The following is an 18,912-nucleotide window of genomic DNA, read 5'->3' on the forward strand; positions in this document are numbered from 1 at the left end:
CCGGCAGAACGGGCACATCCATCCGGAACGGGCACTATGAGGGGCCGAGGATGCGGGCCAGGTGCGGGTTGGCGAAGACGCGATCGGGGTCGAGGCGATCCCGCAGGGTGACGAAGTCGCGGTGGTGCGGATACAGCTCCCCGAGCGTCGTCGAGTTCAGCGTGTGGATCTTCCCCCAGTGCGGCCTGCCGCCGAACTGCCGCATGATCCGCTCCACCGCGGCGAAGTACTCCCGGTAGTCCTCGCGCCAATACCGGTGCACCGCAATGTACCCGGTCGCACGGCCGTAGGCGGTCGACATCCACAGGTTGTCGGATGCCGCGGCGCGCACCTCGATCGGGAACGAGACCTTCCAGCCGCGACTGCTGATCAGTTGGCGGATGTCCCGCACAGCCTGCGGGACGGCGGCCAGCGGCAGCGCGTACTCCATCTCACGGAACCGCACGCTGCGCTGGGTGGTGAACACCGACGTCGACAGGTCGGTGAACTCGCGGTTGCCGGTGAGCCGTGTCGCTACCCGGTTGATGGCCGGCACGGAGAACGGGACTGCCCGCCCCACTGAGCAGGTCACGGCGAAGACCCCGTTGGCGAGCAGGCGGTCGTCCACCCAGCGGCGGGTCGCCCCCAGCGGCTGGCGCACAGCATCCGTCGGCAACCGGGTGTTGGTCTTGGTCAGCACCGTCTCGGTGTGCGGGAACCAGTAGAACTCGAAGTGGTCGACCGCAGCGGCGCGGGCCTCGAAGTTGTCGACGACGGATGCCAGTGGTTCCGGCTTCTCGACGGCGTGCAGCAGGAAGGCGGGCACGCACTGCACCGTCACGTCCACGATCACGCCGAGCGCCCCGAGGCTGAGCCGCACCGCCGGGAGCAGCTCGGCGTTCTCCGTCTCGCTGACCGTGAGCACCGAGCCATCCGCCGTCACCAGGGTGACTGCGACGAGTTGCGCGGCCAGCCCGCGGAAGCCGGCCCCGGTTCCGTGGGTACCGGTGGAGGTCGCCCCGGCGATGGTCTGCGTGTCGATGTCGCCCAGGTTCTCCATGGCGAGCCGGTGCGGGGCGAGCAGGGCAGGCAGCTGGTGCAGGTTGGTGCCGGCAGCGATCCTGACGCGACCGGTCGCCGCGTCGACGTCGAGCAGGCCGTCGAGCCCTGCGAGATCGAGTTGCAGGCCGGGTGCTGCGGCGATGGACGTGAAACTGTGCCCGGCACCGACCGCTTTCACCGGCAGGCCGAGGTCGCGTGCGAAGAGGATGGCGGCCTGCACCTCGCCGACGTTCGTCGGCTGGACGACGTACTGCGGCACAATGCTCTCGCTGCGGCCCCAGTTCTGCCAGCGCGTGCCCGGCGTCGCGGTGATCCCGGTCGTCGTCATGCGAATGCCTTCCCTTCACCGCGGTAGGTTGGCAGCTTGGCGACAACCTCGCCACCATCGACCAGCGCGAACTCGTTCAGGTGCTCGGACAGTTCCCCGGCCTTGGTGTGGCGCCACCAGACCCGGTCGCCGACCTGCAGTCGGGCGGCAGCATCACCGATCACCGGCGTCTGTACCTCGCCGGCCATCTCCCTCGCCACCAGGCGGAGGCCCTCCGGCCATACCGGGCGGGGCAAACGGTCGGATGCCGGCGGCCCGGATGCGATCCAGCCTCCCCCGAGAATGGTCGCCTTGTCAGGCGCCGGCTTCCGCACCACCGGGAGCGCGAAAGCGGCCGCTGGTGCCGGGCGAAAGCGCGTGTAGTTGTCGAAGAGGTGCGGACCGAACAGTCCGCTTCCGGCCGCGATCTCGGTCACCGCCTCCTCGGCGCTGGTGGTCTCCAGCGAGCCGGTTCCTCCGCCGTTGACGAACTCGAGCTGTGCAAGCTCCCGTACGGCGGCCACGGCAAGCGCACGACGCTCGGCCAGTTCGCGAACCGATTGACGCTGGATCCAGCGGACGGCAGCACCCATCACCGGCTTGCCCGCGGGGCTATCGGCCAGCCCGGCGACCTGCCCCTCATACGCCATCATCCCGACCAGGGAGAAACCGGGACGCGTCACGATCCGGGAGGCGAGCGCACGGGCATCCGCTGCCGAGTGCACCGGGGACCGCCAGGTGCCGACGTGACCGAGCAGGCGCGAGTTCCAGGATGCGTCGAGCTCGAGGCAGACGCGGATCGGGTTGCGTGCGTTCGGCGCGATCACGGAGTCGATGAGGTCGAGCTGGTCGAGCGAGTCGACCATGAGGGTGACCCTGGACGCGAGGGTCTCGTCGCGGGCCAGCGCAGCGATGGCAGTGCGGTCGGCGGTCGGGTAGCCGACAACCACGTCGGCGATGCTCCCTCCCGCCAGCCAGAGCGCCTCCGGGAGCGTGTAGGCGAGCACGCCGCGGTAACCGGGCAGAGCGAGCACCGCGTCAAGGACCTGCCGCACCCGCACCGACTTGCTGGCGACCCGGATGGTGGTTCCGCTCGCCCGGTCGAGCATCGAGTGGGCGTTGTGGGCGAGCGCGGCGAGCGAGATCACCCCGAACGGCGGATCCAGCTCAGTGGTGGCCGCCTCCAGCGCCGGCCAATAGTCGGCCGGACGCTCCCACGGTGTCGCTGTTGGGCGTTCGAGTGGGAACGACATCAGCGCACGCCCTTGATCGGGAGCACGGCGAGGGCCCCGAGCAGCGCGACAGCGCCGGCCAGCAGGAACAGCCCCTGGAAGCCGGCCAACGCGGCAACGATGAATGCACCCAGCAGCGGCGCGATGGCTTGAGGCACGGCGGATGCGATGTTCATGATCCCGAGGTCCTTGCCGCGACTCTGCGCATCCGGCAGCACCTGGGTGGCCAGCGCCTGGTCGACCGACAGGAAGGTGCCGTAGCCGAGGCCCAGGATGCCGGCGGCCACCATGGCGACGGTGAGGTCAGGCACCAGGGCGAGCAGCAGGGCGGCGACCGCCTGCAGGGCTCCGGCGAGGAAGACGAACATCTTGCGCCGCCCGAGCTTGTCGCTGAGCCGGCCGAAGATGAGCGACGACGCGATGACGAACACCATGTAGATCAGGGTCAGCACGATCAGGCTGCCCTCGGCATCCGCTATTCCCAGGTCGAGCCCGTAGGCGAGGAAGTAGAGCAGCAGGGAGGTGCCGAACGCGTTGCCGAAGTTGACCAGGATGCGGCTCGCGAGGGTCCAGCCGAAGTCGGGGAACCGGGTCGGGCTGATCCAGAACCCCTGGATCAGGGTGCGGAGGGTGAGCGCGGTGCGGTACTCCAGCGGGAGCACTTCGTCCTTGATCCTCAGCAGGAATGGGAGAACCAGCAGCACCAGGAGGGCCGCCATGACCGCGTACCCGAGAAACTGCCCGACGAAGAGCTCGGTGACCAGGATCAGCCCCAGGATGGTGCCGACCGCTTGAGGTGCGGAGATCCAGCCGGAGATGAAGCCACGCTGGTTCACCGGAACCTGGTCGGAGATGGTGGCGGTGAGCGCCGCCGTCAGCATGCAGAACCCGATCAGCGCGAGCGACCAGAACAGCCCGATGCCGAACATGGACTTCTGGGTGCCGAGGGCGAGCAGGGCGAAGGCGAACAGCAGCGCTCCCCCGAGAATCCAGGGCCGGCGCCTTCCGAACCGGGACACGGTGCGGTCGGACAGCGCGCCGGTGAGCGGGTAGGCGACCAGCGCACACAGCCCGGCGATTCCGGAGATGATGCCGAACGCCACGACGTTGTCCACCCAATAGTTGGAGCCGAGCTGCGCCTCGACCTGCACCGGCAACAGCAACTGCACCGGGGTGAGCTGTGCCATCCAGATTCCGAGCCAGGCGGTCGCGAACAGGGCGATCCACCCGCCTGTCACTGCCCTGGTCGGTTCAGCGAACGGGGCCGGTGCGACGTCAACGTTGACGGTCATCATGGGGTCTCCTTGCGGTCGGGTACGGCGAGGGCGGTGATGGCGGTTGCGGCGAGGTCCAGGGTGCGGGAGGCGGCATCCGCGTCCCGATCGGCCAGCCAGGCGAGGGTCACGCCGTCGGTGAAGACGACGACGAGCCGGGCGACATCGTCGACCGGTATGGCCCAGCGCATCCCGGTGAGCTGCGCTCCCACCTCTAGCACCTCGCGAACGGTGGCGTGGTAGCTCGCGTACTGGGCCCGCGGGAGGTCGGCCAGGTCGTCGGTGCGAAGGCTGTAGTGGAACAGTTCGAACATCGCCTGCTCGTGGGCCGGCCGCGCGACCACCAGGTCGAAGTAGGCCTGAAGACCGGCGCGCACCGTGGTGCCGAGGTCGGCTCCGGGCTCGAGGGAGTCGACGGCGGCGGCCTTCTCCCCTTCGACGACGGATGCCACGACCTCGCGAATCAGCTCGTCCCGAGACCGGAAGGCATAGTGGAAGCTCGCGAGCGGCATGCCGGCCTCGGCGACGATGGCACGGGTGCTGGCGGCGTGCACGCCGTCGCGGTCGATCACCCTCAAGGCGGCTTGCACGAGCGCAGCGCGCCGGTCGGCGGATGACACGCGTGCCATGGCTTCCCTTCGTCGCGGCGGTGCGAATTAGGTCGGTGCGAATTAGGTTGGTGCGAATTAGGTCGGTGCGAGCAAACTGGGTCAGTCGTCCAAGACGGTCGACCGAGTTGGTTCATAATGGCGTGGCACGGGTTGTGCTGTCAACCGGCCGGCCGCTCGCATCCGTCGTCTGATCATGAGACAGCCGATGAGAACCGTGAACTTTCCGGGTGCCGCGCTGGTGCTCGGATGCCTGCTGCTGGCCGGATGCGCATCCGCACCCACCGAAGGCCCGCCGTCGATACCGGATGGCGAGACTGCTGCCGAGACTGCCATCGGCCCGGTTCCACTCCTTTCCATGGGCTGCGAAGAGCTGATCGAACTGACGGCCGTGCAGGAGGCCCTCGGTTCGGTGGAGCCGGGCACCGACCCGGTGCGGGTGCCGGGCGGTTCCTGGGCGCTCAGTCAACTCGGAATCGCGCAGGCGGGAGCGCTCGAATGCTATTGGGGCGATGACGCCGCACCGCAGGGCGACTACGCGCGCTACCTGATCGTGACCGTGCTGCCCGGTGCCGCACAGGCGTGGCAAGCCCAGCAGTCCGAACTCGCGTCGTGGAGCCAGCCGTTCGCCGGGCACGGCGATGCCGGGTTCGCCGATTGCGACGGAAGTGCGAACTACCGCTCCTGCACATATGACGTGTTGGTCGGAGCGAACTGGCTGCACGCGGAAGTGATGAACCTGGACGCCCTGGAAGACGCCGCCCCGATCATCCGCATCCTGACCGACTCGGTAGCCGCTGCCGACCCGGTGGAGGCGACCTGGTCCGCGACCACGACATTGCCGACGGCCTGCGGCGACTGGTTGACCGCCGAAGAGATCAACACTGCGCTCGGTATGGAGGGCATCGCTGAGAGGGACTACCCACTGTCGATGCCGATCATCCTGAACGAGGGGCTCAGCGGAGGCCTCGCATGCTCGTGGAGCAACTCGTACTCGTCAGTCCAGGCCATGCCGGTCGGTGCCGCGGCACTGCCCGACGCGGAGTGGGCGTGGGACGCCGCCTGGGCGAAACCGCGACCCGACCGCAACCCGGCGACGCCGCTGGGCGGCATGGGCGACCAGGCCTACTCCGGATGCGCGACGGACGAGAATGTCTGCTTCGTCGATGTGTTGTCGAATGGCACCTGGATCACCGTGCACGGGAACAAGGAGGCCGGAATCGCCGGCCTGACGCAGATCGCGGCACTGGCACTGGCGAACCTCGGCGGTTGACCCCTACGTATCGATTCCTCATCCTTTAGATGGATATTCGCCGCCCAGCGGCACTATCGCTGGCTGCTGTCAGTTTCGCTCATTAGATTGAATGCCAGTGTCCCTTCACACAGCAGCCAGGTCAGCGCGTCCCGTTTGCCGCCGCAGACGTCACGCCAGACTTCGCAGTGCCCGGATGCTCATGGCCACCCTGGCCCTCACGGTCGCCTTCGGTGGAGTGGGCGCGTCCGCGGCATGGGCCGACGAGACCCCTCCACCGACGTCCACACCGTCAGCCACCCCGCCTCCGGAAGAGCTCCAGCCTGCATCCGCTGTGACCATCACCTCGCATGCCGATGACGACTTCCTGCCGAGCAACGCAGCCACCGTCAGCGGGAAGAAGTCCGCTGGAAGCAGCGTTGTCGTGACCGCCGGCGGGAACACCTTCTGCAGCATGCCGGTGACCGATCCGGCGAGCACCGACTGGGGCTGCTCCGGGACTCTTCCCAACGGGTCAGACCTCACCCTCACAGCGACCGAAACCCTCGCCGACGACAGCACCAGCCAGGCGACGGTGACCGTGCACGTACTGGGCCCGCCCACCCTGACTCCGACATCCCCCCAGGAGACACGCGGTGTCGCCTCCGGTACGGGATATCCGGGATCGGCCATCACGCTGTTCGTGAACGGGGCAGCTCAGAGTTGTAATGCCCTGGTTGCCCCCAACGGCAAATGGATCTGCACCATCGCTGGCGGCCCGGGAGAATACGACGTCCAGGCAGAACAGACCACGATGATGGGTGGTTTCGGCAGGACTTCGAACCCGAGCAGTCAGGTGACCATCGTGGTGAACCCGGGGCCGCCCACCGCGACCCCGGCCCCGGTGATCCCGCCGCCGGCACCCATCCGCCCCCCGTCTGCACCGGTGGTCCCGGAAGAGCCGGCTCCCACGCCCACACCGTCACAAACCCCTGACGAGCGGGCGGATTCCGGAACCCTTCCCTGGCTCGACCGCCCCATCTTCCCGGGGCCGGGTGGGGAGGGGCCAACGGCCAGAGAGGCATTGACCAATTGGGGCACGTCGACCGGTTTCGGGTCGCGCCTCCCCACCCCGCAGGAGACGGTCACAACTGGCAATTGGTTGTGGGCGCCACTGCTCGCCATCGCCTTCATCGGGCTCATCGCCCTGCCCCTCCGCCTGCTGGCAACTACGCTCCGCGGAAGGTTCACCTTCCGCAAACCGCAGTTCGCCGGACGCAATCGGGGAGCAGTGGTCGCTGAAGAGCCGGTTCCACGCAATCCGTGGCTGATGGGAGCCGTGCCGCTCGCCGCCACGGCCGGGCTGATCGTGCTCGCCCAGGGGCTCAACGGAGAGGTGCGCTACCTGAGGCTGCTCTTCGCCGTCGGCGCGGGGCTGGCAATCCTCAACGTCGTCGGTGTCGCGATCGCCACGAGATTCGCCTCCCGCGGCCAGGGGGTGACCGGCCGGCTGCGGTTCCTCCCGCTCCTCCTGCTCATCGCAGCAATCGCCACCGTGCTGGCCCGCGTCACCGGAATGGAAACGCCGCTGGTCGGCGGCGTGCTGATCGGCGTCGGCTTCGCGCTCTCGGTACCGGCCAGACCGCGTGCCCTCGTCAACCTCGCCCAGGTGGGTGGGGTGCTTGCGCTGGCAATGGTGGCGTGGCCGTTGCACAGCCTGATGGGCACAGTCGAAGGATTCTGGGCATCCGTTCTCTACGAAATGTTGGCGACCGTGAGCCTTGCCGGACTCGGATCCGCGCTGATCCTCATGCTCCCGATCGGCGCACTACCCGGCCGGGTGGTGCTCGAGTGGTCGCCGAAGGCGTGGTTCGCCGCCACACTCGTGGTCGGCACGGTAGCCGCAGCCGTACTGTTGGGCGGCATCCAGCCGACCTTCCCGATGCTCGCAACGCTGCTGACCGTCATCGGGTTCGCTGCAGTGTGCGTGGCCGTCTGGGCCTGGACCAACTACGTCGAAGTGTCCCGCGTCTGACACTGCGGCGCCGAGCGAGTACACCGAGCCAGTGCTCCGTGCGAGTACCCCCAGTGGGACTCGAACCCACACTTGGACGATTTTAAGTCGTCTGCCTCTGCCAATTGGGCTATGGGGGCCCGCGACCAGCCTGCCCTGCAGATTACGGCAGCTGCAGACTACAGCGGCCTGGACTTACAGCAGTTGCAGACTACAGCGGCTCAGACTACGGCTGCTACCTGCCGGCCGAAACCTTCTCCTTGGCGGATGCCGCCGGCCCCGCGGGTGCCGCCTTCTTGGCCGACGCCGCCTTCGGACGCGCGGCGAACTCCTCGAAGGAGGCACGCGGATAGCGGCGAGCCTCCAGGGAGACGATGTCGCGGCGCAGGAAGAAGTTGAGGAACCAGACCACGAAGACGCGGATCTTGCGCTCCCAGGTGGGGATGGCCAGGCCGTGGTAACCGCGGTGCATGAGCCAGGCGATCAGGCCCTTGATGGCCAGGTTGCCAGCCTGGAAGACACCCTCACCCAGGCCGATGCCGGCAACGGCACCCTGGTTCTTGTGGAAGTAGTCCTTGGGCTCGTCGCCGCGGAGGGTGGCCACAATGTTCTTGGCCATCAGCTTGCCCTGGCGCACCGCGTGCTGGGCGTTGGGAACGCAGAAGCCGCCAACGCCGCCACCCGACAGGTCGGGTACCGCGCTGACATCACCGGCGCCCCAGGCATCCGGAACCACCTCGCCGTCTTCGGTCACGACGCGCAGGTCGGTGCCGACGCGCAGGCGCCCACGCTCCTCCACCGGAAGATCCGTGTTGCGCACGACCGGGTTGGCCATGACGCCTGCGGTCCAGACGATAGTGTCCGACTCGAACGATTCACCGGTCGACATTTCGATGACACCGTCGACGGCGGACGTGAGCTGCGTTTCGAGGTGCACGTCAACACCGCGCGACTCGAGGTTCTTGATCACCCAGTGGCTGGTCTCCAGCGACACCTCCGGCATGATGCGCCCCATGGCCTCGATGAGGTGGAAGTGCGTGTCGTCGAACGACAGCGTCGGGTAGTAGCGCAGCAGTGAACTGGCCAGGCTGCGCATCTCGCCGATCGCCTCGATACCTGCGAATCCGCCACCGACCACCACGAAGGTGAGCAGGCGGTCACGCTCGGGGCCGGCCGGGAGGTTGGATGCCTTCTGGAAGTTGGTGAGGATGCGGTCGCGGATCTCGACGGCCTCCTCGATGTTCTTGAGGCCGATCGCCTCGTCGGCGACACCCGGAATCGGGAAGGTGCGGCTCACAGCGCCTGCGGTCACGACGATCACGTCGTACTGCTGCTGCCACGGCTTGCCCACCTCGGGGGTGATGGTCGCCGTCTTGTTGGCGTGGTCGATCGCGGTGACCTTCGCGGTCACGACCTCGGCCGACTTCGAGAGGTGCCTGCGCAGCGGAACCACGGCGTGACGCGGCTCGATCGACCCGGCAGCCACCTCAGGGAGGAACGGCTGGTAGGTCATGTAGGGCAGAGGGTCGACCACCGTGACTTCCGCTTCACCGCGGCGAAGCCACTTGTCAAGCTTCAGGGCAGTGTAGAAACCGGCATAGCCGCCGCCGACAATCAGGATTTTAGGCACGACCTATAGCTTACCGCCTGTCGCGAACCCGCCTGAACGAGCGAACGGCGGCCACAGCGGATGCCGTCAGCAGCCCCCCGAAGGTGCCGTAGACCAGGAGCGGCACGCCAACCGTCCTCAGCGAATCCACCGTCGGCAGCAGCGTGCCCAGCGGATTCTCCGGCCCGGCAATCGGAGCCGGGGCGGGCGTCGGCGTGGGAGTGACGGTTTCCGTGGGCACGTCGGAAGGCTGCGAGTCTGCGCGCCGGTAGAGGCGGATCCATTCCTCCAACTGGTCGGCAGGGTTGTCAGTGACCGGCGCGACATTGGCAAGCACGGCGGCGGCGGCATTGATGCGGCCGTGCCCGTAGATCGGGCTCACTTTTTCGCCGCCGACCTGCGTCGCGGTGGCGGTGATGCGGTTGATCACGTTGCCGGCATCCAGCTCCGGATGCGCCGAGCGCACCAGGGCGACCAGGCCGGCCACCAGCGGGGTCGCCCCACTGGTCCCGTTCCACAGCACGTACTCGCCACCCGGCACGGCACCCACCAGTTCCTCGCTCGGCGCCGCAACCGAGATGGTGATCCCCTGGGATGATGCGTCGAAGCTGGCCGAACCGTTCCGGTCGACACCGGCAACCGTCAGCACGCCGGGCATGGTGGCCGGGGCGCCGACCTGCGTCGTACCACTCCCCCGGTTGCCGGCGGCCGCGACGATCACAACGTCGTGCTGCATCGCGTAGAGGAACGCGTCGTCCCAGCTCTCCGGCCACTCCAGCGTGTTGCGGGTGAGGGACATGTTGATGACATCCGCACCGTTGTCGACCGCCCACCGCACCGCCGTCGCGATCTGGTCGTCAGAGCTGACGTTTCCCGCACCGAACCCCATCGAGATCGCCAGCAACTTCGCCTCCGGCGCGACGCCGATGACGCCGGCCCCGTTGCCGTGACCGTGCCCGGCGAGCAGTGAGGCAACCATGGTCCCGTGGTTGCTGGACTCGCCGACCGGGGTCTGGCCGTTCGCTGCCCCGACGCCCGAGACATCCGTTCCGGCAATGACCTGACCGGTCAGGTCCGGGTGGCTTCCGTCGATACCGGTGTCGATCACCGCGACCGTGACGCCGGCACCCCGGGTGGTGTTCCACGCCTGGCTGATGCCGTACTGGTCCAGCCAGTATTGGCGGTCGCGGATGGAGTCGGCCGCCGCCGGGGAGGCAATCACCAGCACCGAGGCGACGATGCCCAACGAGGCCAGCGCTGCCAGCCAACGCCTCATCATCCGGCGCTGCTGTCCGGCTCAGCTGTTGAATGGCCTTTTGCCTTCGCCGAATAGTCGGCGCACTCGCAGACGCTCGGTGACCAGGCGCAACGCTCGAGCGCGAGGTCGCCGATCGGGTTCACCCCGGGGCCGGCCGCGAGGGAGTGCCCGACCAGCGCGTGCAGGCACTTGACCCGGCTGGGCATTCCGCCGGCGGAGATGCCGGCGATCTCCGCAACATCCTCGATGCTGGCGCGGTCGGCGAGGTACGCCTGGTGCGCGGCCTCGTACGCCACCGCCGTTTCGCCCTCGAGCAGTGCAGCCAGCTCAGGCATCACCCCCGTCGCCTCCAGGGTGGAGACGGCTGCAGTCGCCGCCGGGTGGCTCAAGTAGTAGAGGGTCGGGAACGGTGTTCCGTCGTCGAGGCGCGGCTTCGTGGCAACGACCGTCGGGGCGCCGCACACACAGCGCGCCGCGATACCGATCACGTTGCGCGCGGGACGGCCCAGCTGGTGCGACACTGTGGCGATGTCGGCATCCGTCGGAGCGTCGAAGGGTGGCGTGGTCACGAAAAGTCCTGTCTCGGCGTTCTTGTTCTCTCTGGTTCTATTCTCACTGCGCACCCTGGATGACCGGGGCGATGATCTCATCCGGAGCAGCCTCGGTCAGCCCGGCTGTGAGAACCGACGACAGCATGGTCTTCACCCAGTCCACCTCGGTCGTCTGCAGCTCGTCGCTGATCGGAACACCGTTCGGGGTGACGACGGTCGCGCCGTCATCGATCACCAGGTAGCTGAACTCCCCCGGCTTCACGTAGTAGAGACGTTCGCGGGCCTGGGTTTCGACGTAGCTGGGGTCATCCCAGCGGGCGCGCTGGTCTTCGAGCTCGTCGAGTGCGTCCTCCGCAGCCTGCACCTGCGCCTCGAGGGCAGCGATCTCCTGCCGCTGGTCGACCCAGATGCGCAGCGACGGTGCCAGCACCACGATGAACAACACGATGATGGCGAGGGTCATGATCGTGAAACCGGACAGGCGGATGCCACGCAGCCAGTTCGCGCTCGCCCCGGGTGCGGGCATGGCGACGGCAACCTTCTGGGTACGCGGCCGCCTGGTCATGCGAAAAGCCTAACTTGCGGCAGCCGGGAGACCGCCGCTGACCCGCCCCTTACCCGGCTGACGACCGCAGGACAGCGGGTCGAGCTTGTCGAGCGTTGCACTGAGCTTGTCGAAGTGACCAATCGAGCTTGCCGAGATGTGGTGCGAGGCTTCGGCAGGCTCAGGTGGTCTGGGCAAGCTGAAACCGAACGTCAGCCCTTGAAGCGCGGGAAGGCGCTGCGTCCCGCGTAGACCGCGGCAGCGTCGAGTTCCTCCTCGATGCGCAGCAGCTGGTTGTACTTGGCCACCCGCTCAGAACGTGCCGGTGCACCGGTCTTGATCTGGCCGCAGTCGGTGGCGACGGCGAGGTCGGCGATGGTGGTGTCCTCCGTCTCACCAGAACGGTGGGACAGGATCGCGGTATAGCCGCTGCGCTGGGCCAGCCGAACCGCATCCAGGGTCTCAGAAAGCGTGCCGATCTGGTTGACCTTCACCAGGATCGAGTTGGCCGCACCCTTCTCGATGCCCGTCGCCAGGCGCTCGGGGTTGGTGACGAAGAGGTCGTCACCGACGATCTGCGTCTTGTCGCCGAGCTCGCTGGTCAGCTGAGCCCAACCCTCCCAGTCGTCCTCCGCCAGCGGGTCCTCGATCGAGACGAGCGGGTACGACGCGACCAGGTCGGCGTAGTATGCGCTGAGGTCGGCAGCCGTGAGCTGCTTGCCCTCGAAGGTGTACTTGCCCTTCTCGAAGAACTCGGTCGCGGCAACGTCGAGGCCGAGCGCGATGTCGGTACCGACCGTGAAACCGGCCTTGGTGATCGCCTCGACCAGCAGGTCGAGCGCATCGCGGTTGCTGCCAAGGTTCGGGGCGAAGCCGCCCTCGTCGCCGAGCCCCGTACTGAGCCCCTTGCCGTGCAGGATGCTCTTCAGGGCGTGGTACGTCTCGACGCCCCAGCGCAGACCTTCGCTAAACGTCTCGGCACCGATCGGCAGGATCATGAACTCCTGGATGTCGACGTTGCTGTCGGCGTGCGATCCACCGTTGATGACATTGAGCATCGGCACTGGGAGGGTGTGGGCGTTCGGTCCGCCGAGGTAGCGGAACAGCGGGAGGTCGGCGGAGTCGGCCGCGGCTTTCGCCACCGCCAGGCTCACCCCGAGGATGGCGTTGGCGCCGAGTGCCTTCTTGTTGTCTGTGCCGTCCAGTTCGATCAGCGCAGCATCCACCAGTCGCTGGTCGGCGGCGTCGAAGCCTTCGAGCTCCGGGCCGATCACGTCGATGACCGCGTCGACCGCTTTCTGCACGCCTTTGCCGAGGTAGCGCTTCTTGTCGCCGTCGCGCAGCTCGTACGCTTCGAACGCCCCGGTGGAGGCCCCGGAGGGGACGGCGGCGCGGGAAACCGTGCCGTCTTCGAGCAGTACCTCGACTTCGACGGTCGGGTTACCCCGGGAGTCCAGGATTTCGCGAGCTTCGACGGCCTCGATCAACGACACAGGAGTTCTCCTTCAACGCAGTGGGGGTGGATGCCCCAATCCTATCCGGGTGCAATAGTGCCCGTTCCGGACAGATGTGCCCCGCGGAACGGGATCTCTCCGGAACGGGCACTTCTAGGAGCCGAGGGGCTTGAGTTCGAGGGCGGCGGGGGTGGTGGCATCCGTCACGGTTGCGAAGTGGGTGTAGCCGGATGCTGCCAGCTGGTCGAGCAGAACCCGCAGGTTCTTGACGCGCGGCTCCAGGCGCACGCGCTTGCCGTCGGCGATCAGCGACTGCTTCAGCGCGACCAGGGCGGCGGGGTCGGCGTCGCGGTCGTGCAGGAGGGCTATCGACGCAACGTCTTCCGTCGAGTCGAGCGTGACCAGGTCGACCAGGCGCTCGAAGCCGAGCGAGAAGCCGGTGGCGGGAACATCCGTTCCGAGGAATCGCCCGATCATGCCGTCATAGCGGCCACCTCCACCGAGCGAGTAGCCGAGCGACGGATGCGCGACCTCGAAAATGGTGCCGGTGTAGTAGCCCATACCCCGCACCAGGGTGGGGTCGAACTCTAGCGTTGAGCCGGGAACGGCTGCGCGCAGGTCCAGCAATTGCCGGTAGGCGTCACGGTCGAGCCACTCGAGTTCGCCCTCCAACAAGTCCCAGCCACCGACCTCGAGCGCGTCGGAGAGCCCGTCGGTGTTGATGCCGAGCTCGGCCAGTTCCGCGGCGACCCCGCCTGCCCCGATCTTGTCCAGCTTGTCGATGGTGATGAGCGCGCGCTCCTGCAGGTCGGTCGGCACCGCCCAGTGGTTCAGAAGCCCGGTGAGGATGCGGCGGTCGTTGATGCGGATGCTGCAGTCGCCGAGTCCAAGCGCGGTCAGTGCCGCCTGGGTCGCCGTGATCAGCTCGACTTCCGCCAGCGGTCCCGCCTCGCCGATTATGTCGATGTCGCACTGCACGAACTGCCGGAAGCGCCCCTTCTGCGGTCGTTCCGCCCGCCAGACCGAGCCGATCTGGATGGAGCGGAACACGCTGGGGAGCTCCGCACGGTGGGTGGCGTAGAACCGGGCGAGCGGCACGGTGAGGTCGAACCGGAGCCCCAGGTCGGCCAATTGCAGGGCATCCGTCGCAGCATGGAGGTCTTCGGGAGTCAAACCTCGCTTCAGCACACCGAACGCCAGTTTCTCGTTGTCGCCGCCAAGGCCGGCGTGCAGTCGTGAGGAGTCCTCCATGACCGGGGTCTCGATCTCGTCGAAGCCGTGGGCGCGGTAGACGTCCCGGATGACGCCCAGCACCCGTTCGCGTCGTTCTTTGTCTGCTGGCAGGAAGTCGCGCATGCCGCGAGGCGGGTTTACCGGGGAGGCCATGAGCCCATTCTGGCAGGTGCGGCGGGCCGGTCCACCGCGACTCCGGATGCGCCTTCTGACACCCGTTCTGCTGGGTTGCGGGCCGAGGGGGTCGTCGCCGGGACGATTGACGCAAGATTGTTGCTTCGATCATCACTTTTTCGCGCGTTCGGCTCTCTATGATCAGCGGTGTGATTACCCGCGATTCTGCGGCGTTCCTTGAGTTCGCCCGCACACTCGACACCGACTTCGGTCCGGCGACTGCCCGCGCCGCGTTCCTGGTCTCCCCCGACGGTTTTGTCCGTACCGATGAGTCCGCCGAGGACAACCGCTACATGGCCGAGGCGGATGCCTATGACCCGGCACGCGCGGCTCGCCAGCATCGCGAGTTGCACCGTGCCCTGACTGCGGTGATCCCGACCATCACCTTCGCCGGTGACCCGGTGACGCCCGATGCGGTGTTCCCGAACAACGTGTTTGCGACGGCGGCCGGTCGTTACGTCGTGGGTCGAATGCATCACCCGGTGCGGCGCGCCGAGGCGGATCGTACGGACATCCGTGACTTCTTCGGCGATGTGCTGGGCTACCAGGAGGTCGACCTGTCGACTCAGCCGCACGCGTGCGAACTCACCGGTGCTCTCGTGGTGGACCGGGCGCGCGGTATCGGTCTCGTCGGTCTGTCGGAGCGTTGCGACGAGGAGGGTGCCCGGCTCATGCATGAGGCGCTCGGCCTGCGTGCGACGCTGATGTTCGACCTCTCTCCGGAGGAGTACCACACGAACGTCGTGCTGACTGTGCTGGCAGGGCGTGCTGTGATCATCGGTCCGCACGCGTTCGCCGACCCGGCCGTGGTGGATGCGATTGCGTCGCTGTATGCGCCGCACACGATCATCCTGGAGCCGGAGGAGCACCTGGCGTTCGTCGGGAACTCGATCTCCCTTAGCCCTGACGTGGTTTGGATGAGTGCCGGTGCGGATGCTGCACTCACCGACCAGCACCGCGCCGACCTGGCGGATGCCGGCTTCCGCGTCGAGTCAGTGGAGTTGGACGGCATCGAGGTGGCCGGCGGGTCGCTGCGTTGTTGTGTTGCGGAGATCTTCTAGCTCGGTCGTTCGCTGGTCCAGCTGGTCCTGCCTGGCACCGACGATGACGTCACTTGTCTTCGATGAGCCTGTTGCAAGCGGCGTCATCGAAGACGAACTGCCGCAACGTATGGTCAGGCCGAGGAGCCCGGCTGCGCAAGCAGTACGTCGACCCTGGTACGAACGGCAGCCATCATGTGGCGGAACGCGGCGGTGGCCCGCTCCACATCCTGGTTGACCACCAGGTCGTACTGGATGCCGAAGACGGTGTCGATGAGCAGCCGCGATTCCAATTCGGCATCCGCTTCGCTCAGACCCAGGCTGCGTAGCGCTTGGGTGCTGATCGCCAGCCAGTCCGCATGCAACTCTCGGGAGAAGGTGTGATCGGGATCCAGCACCTCCATCATGGAGGCCTCGAACTGCAGCCGCTGAAGTTTCTGATTGCGGGGCTCCACCGACCACTCCCACGATCGCTCCAGCCTCTTGAAGTAGGCGTCAACCGTGCCGTAGTCCTCGCGAAGTGCCGGCTCGATGTCCTGCTCGCTCTCCGCGATTGCAGCCACTATGTCGCTCAGCAATTCGGCACGTGACCCGAAATGGTAGACGAGCGTGAAGGTGCTCACGTCGAGCGCCTGGGCGAGCGTGCGGAACGACAGCGTCGCCAGCGGCTTGTCCAGCAGGTAGTCCAGGATCTGGGCAAGCAGCGCAGGCTTGCGCAAGGTATCCGCTTCTCGGGTCACGCGATCAACATAACAGTCGTTCGCCCAAGGGCGTGATATTTCATCACGAAAGGCCTTGGGCCGCGACCCCAGTTGGGGCGGATGCTGGACGGGCTAGATTGCTCCGCCGGCAGCCTGCGGCGCATCCGCTTCCATTCCGCCGTTGCCGACGTTCTCGCGCACCAGGTAGTTCTCGACGTCGAACAGGTTGCCGGCGCGCTCGATGATGGTGAGGAGCGTCGCCATGGAGGCGACCTCTTCGACCTGCTCCTTCAGGAACCAGAGCATGAACTGCTCGCCCAACGCGTCGTTCTCCGCGCGGGCCGCAGCGAACAGGCCCTCGATCTGCGCGGTGACGCGCTTCTCCTGCTCGAGGGCGAGAGCGATCGGCTCACGCTCCGAGGCGAAGTCGTTGCGCACCGCGGGAACCGCCGGAATGACGATGCCCATGTCGCGGTCGAGGCGGTACTGAACCAGCATCATCGCGTGATTCCGCTCCTCCAGCGACTGCTGGTAGAAGTGCTTGGCGAGCTGCGGCAGGTCGCGGTTGTCGTACCAGACGGCGATGGCGATGTACTGCTGAGATGCCTCAAACTCATTGCCGATCTGGTCCGCGAGTAGTTGGTCGAAGGTGGAATTCGTCATGGCTAGACGGTACCTTCTCGCAGGATGCGTCGCATACGCCCAATGCTCAGGACTCCCGGTGAGCGCGCCATAACGGTCGTTTGCACTAACGGTCGTTATGTTATTCTTGCTTCGCGCCGCACCGCTCTCGTTGACGTGTCCGAGTCGAACTGGCACACAATCCCTGAAAGAACGTCGCCGTCCTTTCATTCAAACATGGCCGGTGATCGGGTAAATCGCCGGCCAGAGCCGGGGCCAGACGTTTGTTGTGAAATTTCCAGCAAAATGAGGCCCGGGCTGGGTGCCCTCTCCATTCGGGTTGGAGAGGGCACCTCACTTTAATCAGCCGACCGTCCCGATCACCCCGGCGTCGAACGGGTCGCCAGTTTCTGCTTCACGAATCTCGTCCTGCAACCCGCGCAGCGTCCTACGCAGCGCTCGCTCTGCATCGAGCCCCTGGCTGCGGGCGGATGCGACGATCGCCAGCAACAGTCCGCCCAGTTCGTCTTCAGACGCCACCGGAACGGATGCCCCGGCATCCGCGTCGAGAACGCCCAGCTTCTCGGCCCGGCCGACCACCTTGTCGGCGAGCGCCAGCGCCGGCATGCCCTGCGGAATCCCGTCGAGCACGCTGGTTCGCGCCGGCTTCTCTGAGGCCTTCAGCCCATCCCAGGCGGCGACCACATCATCCGCCGACCGGATGTTCATCTCGGCCTGCACCGTCTCATCGCCGAAGACGTGCGGATGCCTGCCGATCATCTTCTTCGTCATGTGGGCCGCGACATCCTCAAGCGTGAAGTCCTCGCCCGGGGTGTGTGCGGCAATATCGGAGTGGAAGATGACCTGGTAGAGCACGTCGCCGAGTTCCTCGATCATCTCGTCGCGGTTGCCGCTCTCGATCGCGTCGATCAGCTCGTAGGTCTCCTCGACCAGGTACTTAACCAGGGATTCGTGCGTCTGCTCACGGTCCCACGCGCATCCGCCGGGTGCCCGCAGCTTGTGCAGCACCGCGATCAGTTCCTCAAGCCTGGGGTGTGCAGTGTCAGTCATGGCATCCATCATTCCATCCGTTCGGTGGCTGCAAACCGCGGCACGTTGCCGCTTGAACGTCATGGACCCGGCAATGTGACGCAGGTGGGCGTCGGAGCCGGCCTGCCCGGGCTGAAAGAATGGAGCGTGCTCTCCCCCAGCCTCGCCGCCACTCCCGCCATCGCCGCGGCCGTGCTGGCGGTGCTGCTGGCCTGGCTGATGGTGCGCGCGATTCGGAAGGACCGCCGCGAGTACGGCAGGTTCAAGCGCTACCGCACGACGAAGCGTCGCCAGGCGCTCTACCGCAAGTGGGTGTTCGAGTCGTTCCTGGTCTTCGGCGGCAGCGCGCTGGTGGTGACGGTGCTGGTCTGGCAGCACATCCCGCTGTTCTTCGACGAGTTCTACGCGCTGCCCAGTATCGTGGAGTTCGGGCACCTGGTCTCCGACACCGGCGGGCTCATCCCCGGCCTGGCCATTGGCCTCACGGTCACTCTCATCGTCGGCAGTGTCGTCGGCATCTACCTGGCCCGCCACAGCGACGAGGTGCCGGCGATCGGCGACATCGCCGCGCTCCTGCCCCGCAACCGGATGGAGCTGCGCTACGGCGCCCTGCTGTCGGTGAATGCCGGCGTGGTCGAGGAGCTGCTGTTCCGGCTGGCCTTCCCGGTGCTCATTTTCGCCGCAACGGGCAACGCCGCCGTTGCGGTCGCCGCGAGCATCGCCCTCTTCGGGCTCCTGCACATCTACCAGGGCGTCTGGGGCGTGATCGGGTCACTGGTGATCGGCACGCTGCTGATGGCCGTCTTCCTGGCGACCGGCAGCATCCTGATCGCTGTACTGCTGCACGCGCTCATCGACCTGCGCTCGCTCGTGCTGATTCCGGTGGTCGTCTACCGCGTGCACCGCGTCACCGTTGGAGCACACCGAACGACAGCACGGGCAGCGCGATAACGATCGCCACCAGCGCGAC

17 protein-coding genes and 1 tRNA gene are annotated in these 18,912 nt (G+C 66.9%); 4 read left to right on the forward strand and 14 right to left on the reverse strand.

Annotated elements, in window-relative coordinates; genetic code table 11:
• Positions 1-34: 34 nt before the first annotated feature.
• From ACX3PH_RS00460 to ACX3PH_RS00475, 4 genes are read right to left on the reverse strand one after another with little or no spacing between them, the layout of a single operon-like run.
• Entirely contained in the window at positions 35-1,369 is a 1,335-nt protein-coding gene (locus ACX3PH_RS00460) for a D-arabinono-1,4-lactone oxidase (RefSeq protein ID WP_459088256.1), read from the reverse strand.
• A complete protein-coding gene (locus tag ACX3PH_RS00465) occupies positions 1,366-2,601 on the reverse strand; it encodes an amino acid deaminase/aldolase (RefSeq protein ID WP_459088258.1) in 1,236 nt (411 codons plus the stop codon). Before ACX3PH_RS00465 ends, ACX3PH_RS00460 begins: the two co-directional genes overlap by 4 nt.
• Positions 2,601-3,875 (reverse strand): MFS transporter, encoded by a 1,275-nt coding sequence (locus ACX3PH_RS00470; protein ID WP_459088260.1) that lies wholly within the window; start codon positions 3,873-3,875, stop codon positions 2,601-2,603. The genes ACX3PH_RS00465 and ACX3PH_RS00470 overlap by 1 nt, the downstream gene beginning before the upstream one ends.
• Positions 3,872-4,483, reverse strand: coding sequence for a TetR/AcrR family transcriptional regulator (locus tag ACX3PH_RS00475; protein WP_459088262.1), 612 nt, complete (start codon positions 4,481-4,483; stop codon positions 3,872-3,874). The genes ACX3PH_RS00470 and ACX3PH_RS00475 overlap by 4 nt, the downstream gene beginning before the upstream one ends.
• A gap of 187 nt (positions 4,484-4,670) precedes the next feature.
• On the opposite strand from ACX3PH_RS00475, the gene ACX3PH_RS00480 reads away from it, so the two are divergent.
• Positions 4,671-5,735: a hypothetical protein gene (locus ACX3PH_RS00480; protein ID WP_459088264.1), complete on the forward strand. Its 1,065-nt coding sequence runs from the start codon at positions 4,671-4,673 to the stop codon at positions 5,733-5,735.
• Positions 5,736-5,916: 181 nt separating this feature from the next.
• Positions 5,917-7,728, forward strand: coding sequence for a hypothetical protein (locus ACX3PH_RS00485; protein WP_459088266.1), 1,812 nt, complete (start codon positions 5,917-5,919; stop codon positions 7,726-7,728).
• A 45-nt stretch (positions 7,729-7,773) separates the two neighbouring features.
• On the opposite strand, the gene ACX3PH_RS00490 is transcribed toward ACX3PH_RS00485, so the two are convergent.
• The 7 genes from ACX3PH_RS00490 to hisS all read right to left on the reverse strand — a co-directional run bounded on the left by ACX3PH_RS00490 (position 7,774) and on the right by hisS (position 14,509).
• Positions 7,774-7,847, reverse strand: a tRNA-Leu gene (locus tag ACX3PH_RS00490).
• A gap of 95 nt (positions 7,848-7,942) precedes the next feature.
• Positions 7,943-9,337 (reverse strand): NAD(P)/FAD-dependent oxidoreductase, encoded by a 1,395-nt coding sequence (locus ACX3PH_RS00495; protein ID WP_459088268.1) that lies wholly within the window; start codon positions 9,335-9,337, stop codon positions 7,943-7,945.
• 10 nt (positions 9,338-9,347) lie between these two features.
• Positions 9,348-10,595 carry a S8 family peptidase gene (locus tag ACX3PH_RS00500; protein ID WP_459088270.1) on the reverse strand — a complete coding sequence of 416 codons (1,248 nt, stop codon included), beginning with the start codon at positions 10,593-10,595 and terminating at the stop codon, positions 9,348-9,350.
• Positions 10,592-11,143, reverse strand: a complete 552-nt coding sequence (locus tag ACX3PH_RS00505) for a DUF501 domain-containing protein (RefSeq protein WP_459088272.1) — start codon at positions 11,141-11,143, stop codon at positions 10,592-10,594. Before ACX3PH_RS00505 ends, ACX3PH_RS00500 begins: the two co-directional genes overlap by 4 nt.
• Before the next feature lie 43 nt (positions 11,144-11,186).
• On the reverse strand, positions 11,187-11,690 hold the full coding sequence (locus tag ACX3PH_RS00510) for an FtsB family cell division protein (RefSeq protein ID WP_459088274.1): 504 nt from the start codon (positions 11,688-11,690) through the stop codon (positions 11,187-11,189).
• Positions 11,691-11,881: 191 nt separating this feature from the next.
• A complete protein-coding gene (eno, locus tag ACX3PH_RS00515) occupies positions 11,882-13,162 on the reverse strand; it encodes a phosphopyruvate hydratase (RefSeq protein WP_459088276.1) in 1,281 nt (426 codons plus the stop codon).
• 114 nt (positions 13,163-13,276) lie between these two features.
• Positions 13,277-14,509, reverse strand: a complete 1,233-nt coding sequence (gene hisS / locus ACX3PH_RS00520; protein WP_459088278.1) for a histidine--tRNA ligase — start codon at positions 14,507-14,509, stop codon at positions 13,277-13,279.
• A 170-nt stretch (positions 14,510-14,679) separates the two neighbouring features.
• Here hisS and ACX3PH_RS00525 point away from each other — a divergent pair, with 170 nt between their 5' ends.
• A complete protein-coding gene (locus ACX3PH_RS00525; protein WP_459088280.1) occupies positions 14,680-15,591 on the forward strand; it encodes an arginine deiminase-related protein in 912 nt (303 codons plus the stop codon).
• A 113-nt stretch (positions 15,592-15,704) separates the two neighbouring features.
• Here ACX3PH_RS00525 and ACX3PH_RS00530 read toward each other — a convergent pair whose 3' ends face one another.
• The 3 genes from ACX3PH_RS00530 to ACX3PH_RS00540 form a co-directional block, all read right to left on the reverse strand.
• Positions 15,705-16,310 carry a TetR/AcrR family transcriptional regulator gene (locus ACX3PH_RS00530; RefSeq protein ID WP_459088282.1) on the reverse strand — a complete coding sequence of 202 codons (606 nt, stop codon included), beginning with the start codon at positions 16,308-16,310 and terminating at the stop codon, positions 15,705-15,707.
• Positions 16,311-16,403: 93 nt separating this feature from the next.
• Positions 16,404-16,934: a ferritin gene (locus tag ACX3PH_RS00535; RefSeq protein ID WP_459088284.1), complete on the reverse strand. Its 531-nt coding sequence runs from the start codon at positions 16,932-16,934 to the stop codon at positions 16,404-16,406.
• A gap of 321 nt (positions 16,935-17,255) precedes the next feature.
• A complete protein-coding gene (locus ACX3PH_RS00540) occupies positions 17,256-17,963 on the reverse strand; it encodes a MazG family protein (RefSeq protein ID WP_459088286.1) in 708 nt (235 codons plus the stop codon).
• Between the two features lie 24 nt (positions 17,964-17,987).
• Here ACX3PH_RS00540 and ACX3PH_RS00545 point away from each other — a divergent pair, with 24 nt between their 5' ends.
• Positions 17,988-18,893: a CPBP family intramembrane glutamic endopeptidase gene (locus tag ACX3PH_RS00545; protein ID WP_459088288.1), complete on the forward strand. Its 906-nt coding sequence runs from the start codon at positions 17,988-17,990 to the stop codon at positions 18,891-18,893.
• Positions 18,894-18,912 lie beyond the last annotated feature (19 nt).

The sequence above is a fragment of the Homoserinimonas sp. A520 genome (assembly GCF_054489245.1).

What these genes read in the sequence shown, in the direction of transcription:
- ACX3PH_RS00460 (WP_459088256.1), bottom strand. Translation starts at nt 1,369, where the DNA reads ATGACGACGACCGGGATCACCGCGACGCCGGGCACGCGCTGGCAGAAC.
- ACX3PH_RS00465 (WP_459088258.1), bottom strand. Translation starts at nt 2,601, where the DNA reads ATGTCGTTCCCACTCGAACGCCCAACAGCGACACCGTGGGAGCGTCCG.
- ACX3PH_RS00470 (WP_459088260.1), bottom strand. Translation starts at nt 3,875, where the DNA reads ATGATGACCGTCAACGTTGACGTCGCACCGGCCCCGTTCGCTGAACCG.
- ACX3PH_RS00475 (WP_459088262.1), bottom strand. Translation starts at nt 4,483, where the DNA reads ATGGCACGCGTGTCATCCGCCGACCGGCGCGCTGCGCTCGTGCAAGCC.
- ACX3PH_RS00480 (WP_459088264.1), top strand. Translation starts at nt 4,671, where the DNA reads ATGAGAACCGTGAACTTTCCGGGTGCCGCGCTGGTGCTCGGATGCCTG.
- ACX3PH_RS00485 (WP_459088266.1), top strand. Translation starts at nt 5,917, where the DNA reads ATGGCCACCCTGGCCCTCACGGTCGCCTTCGGTGGAGTGGGCGCGTCC.
- ACX3PH_RS00500 (WP_459088270.1), bottom strand. Translation starts at nt 10,595, where the DNA reads ATGATGAGGCGTTGGCTGGCAGCGCTGGCCTCGTTGGGCATCGTCGCC.
- ACX3PH_RS00510 (WP_459088274.1), bottom strand. Translation starts at nt 11,690, where the DNA reads ATGACCAGGCGGCCGCGTACCCAGAAGGTTGCCGTCGCCATGCCCGCA.
- hisS (WP_459088278.1), bottom strand. Translation starts at nt 14,509, where the DNA reads ATGGCCTCCCCGGTAAACCCGCCTCGCGGCATGCGCGACTTCCTGCCA.
- ACX3PH_RS00535 (WP_459088284.1), bottom strand. Translation starts at nt 16,934, where the DNA reads ATGACGAATTCCACCTTCGACCAACTACTCGCGGACCAGATCGGCAAT.
- ACX3PH_RS00540 (WP_459088286.1), bottom strand. Translation starts at nt 17,963, where the DNA reads ATGACTGACACTGCACACCCCAGGCTTGAGGAACTGATCGCGGTGCTG.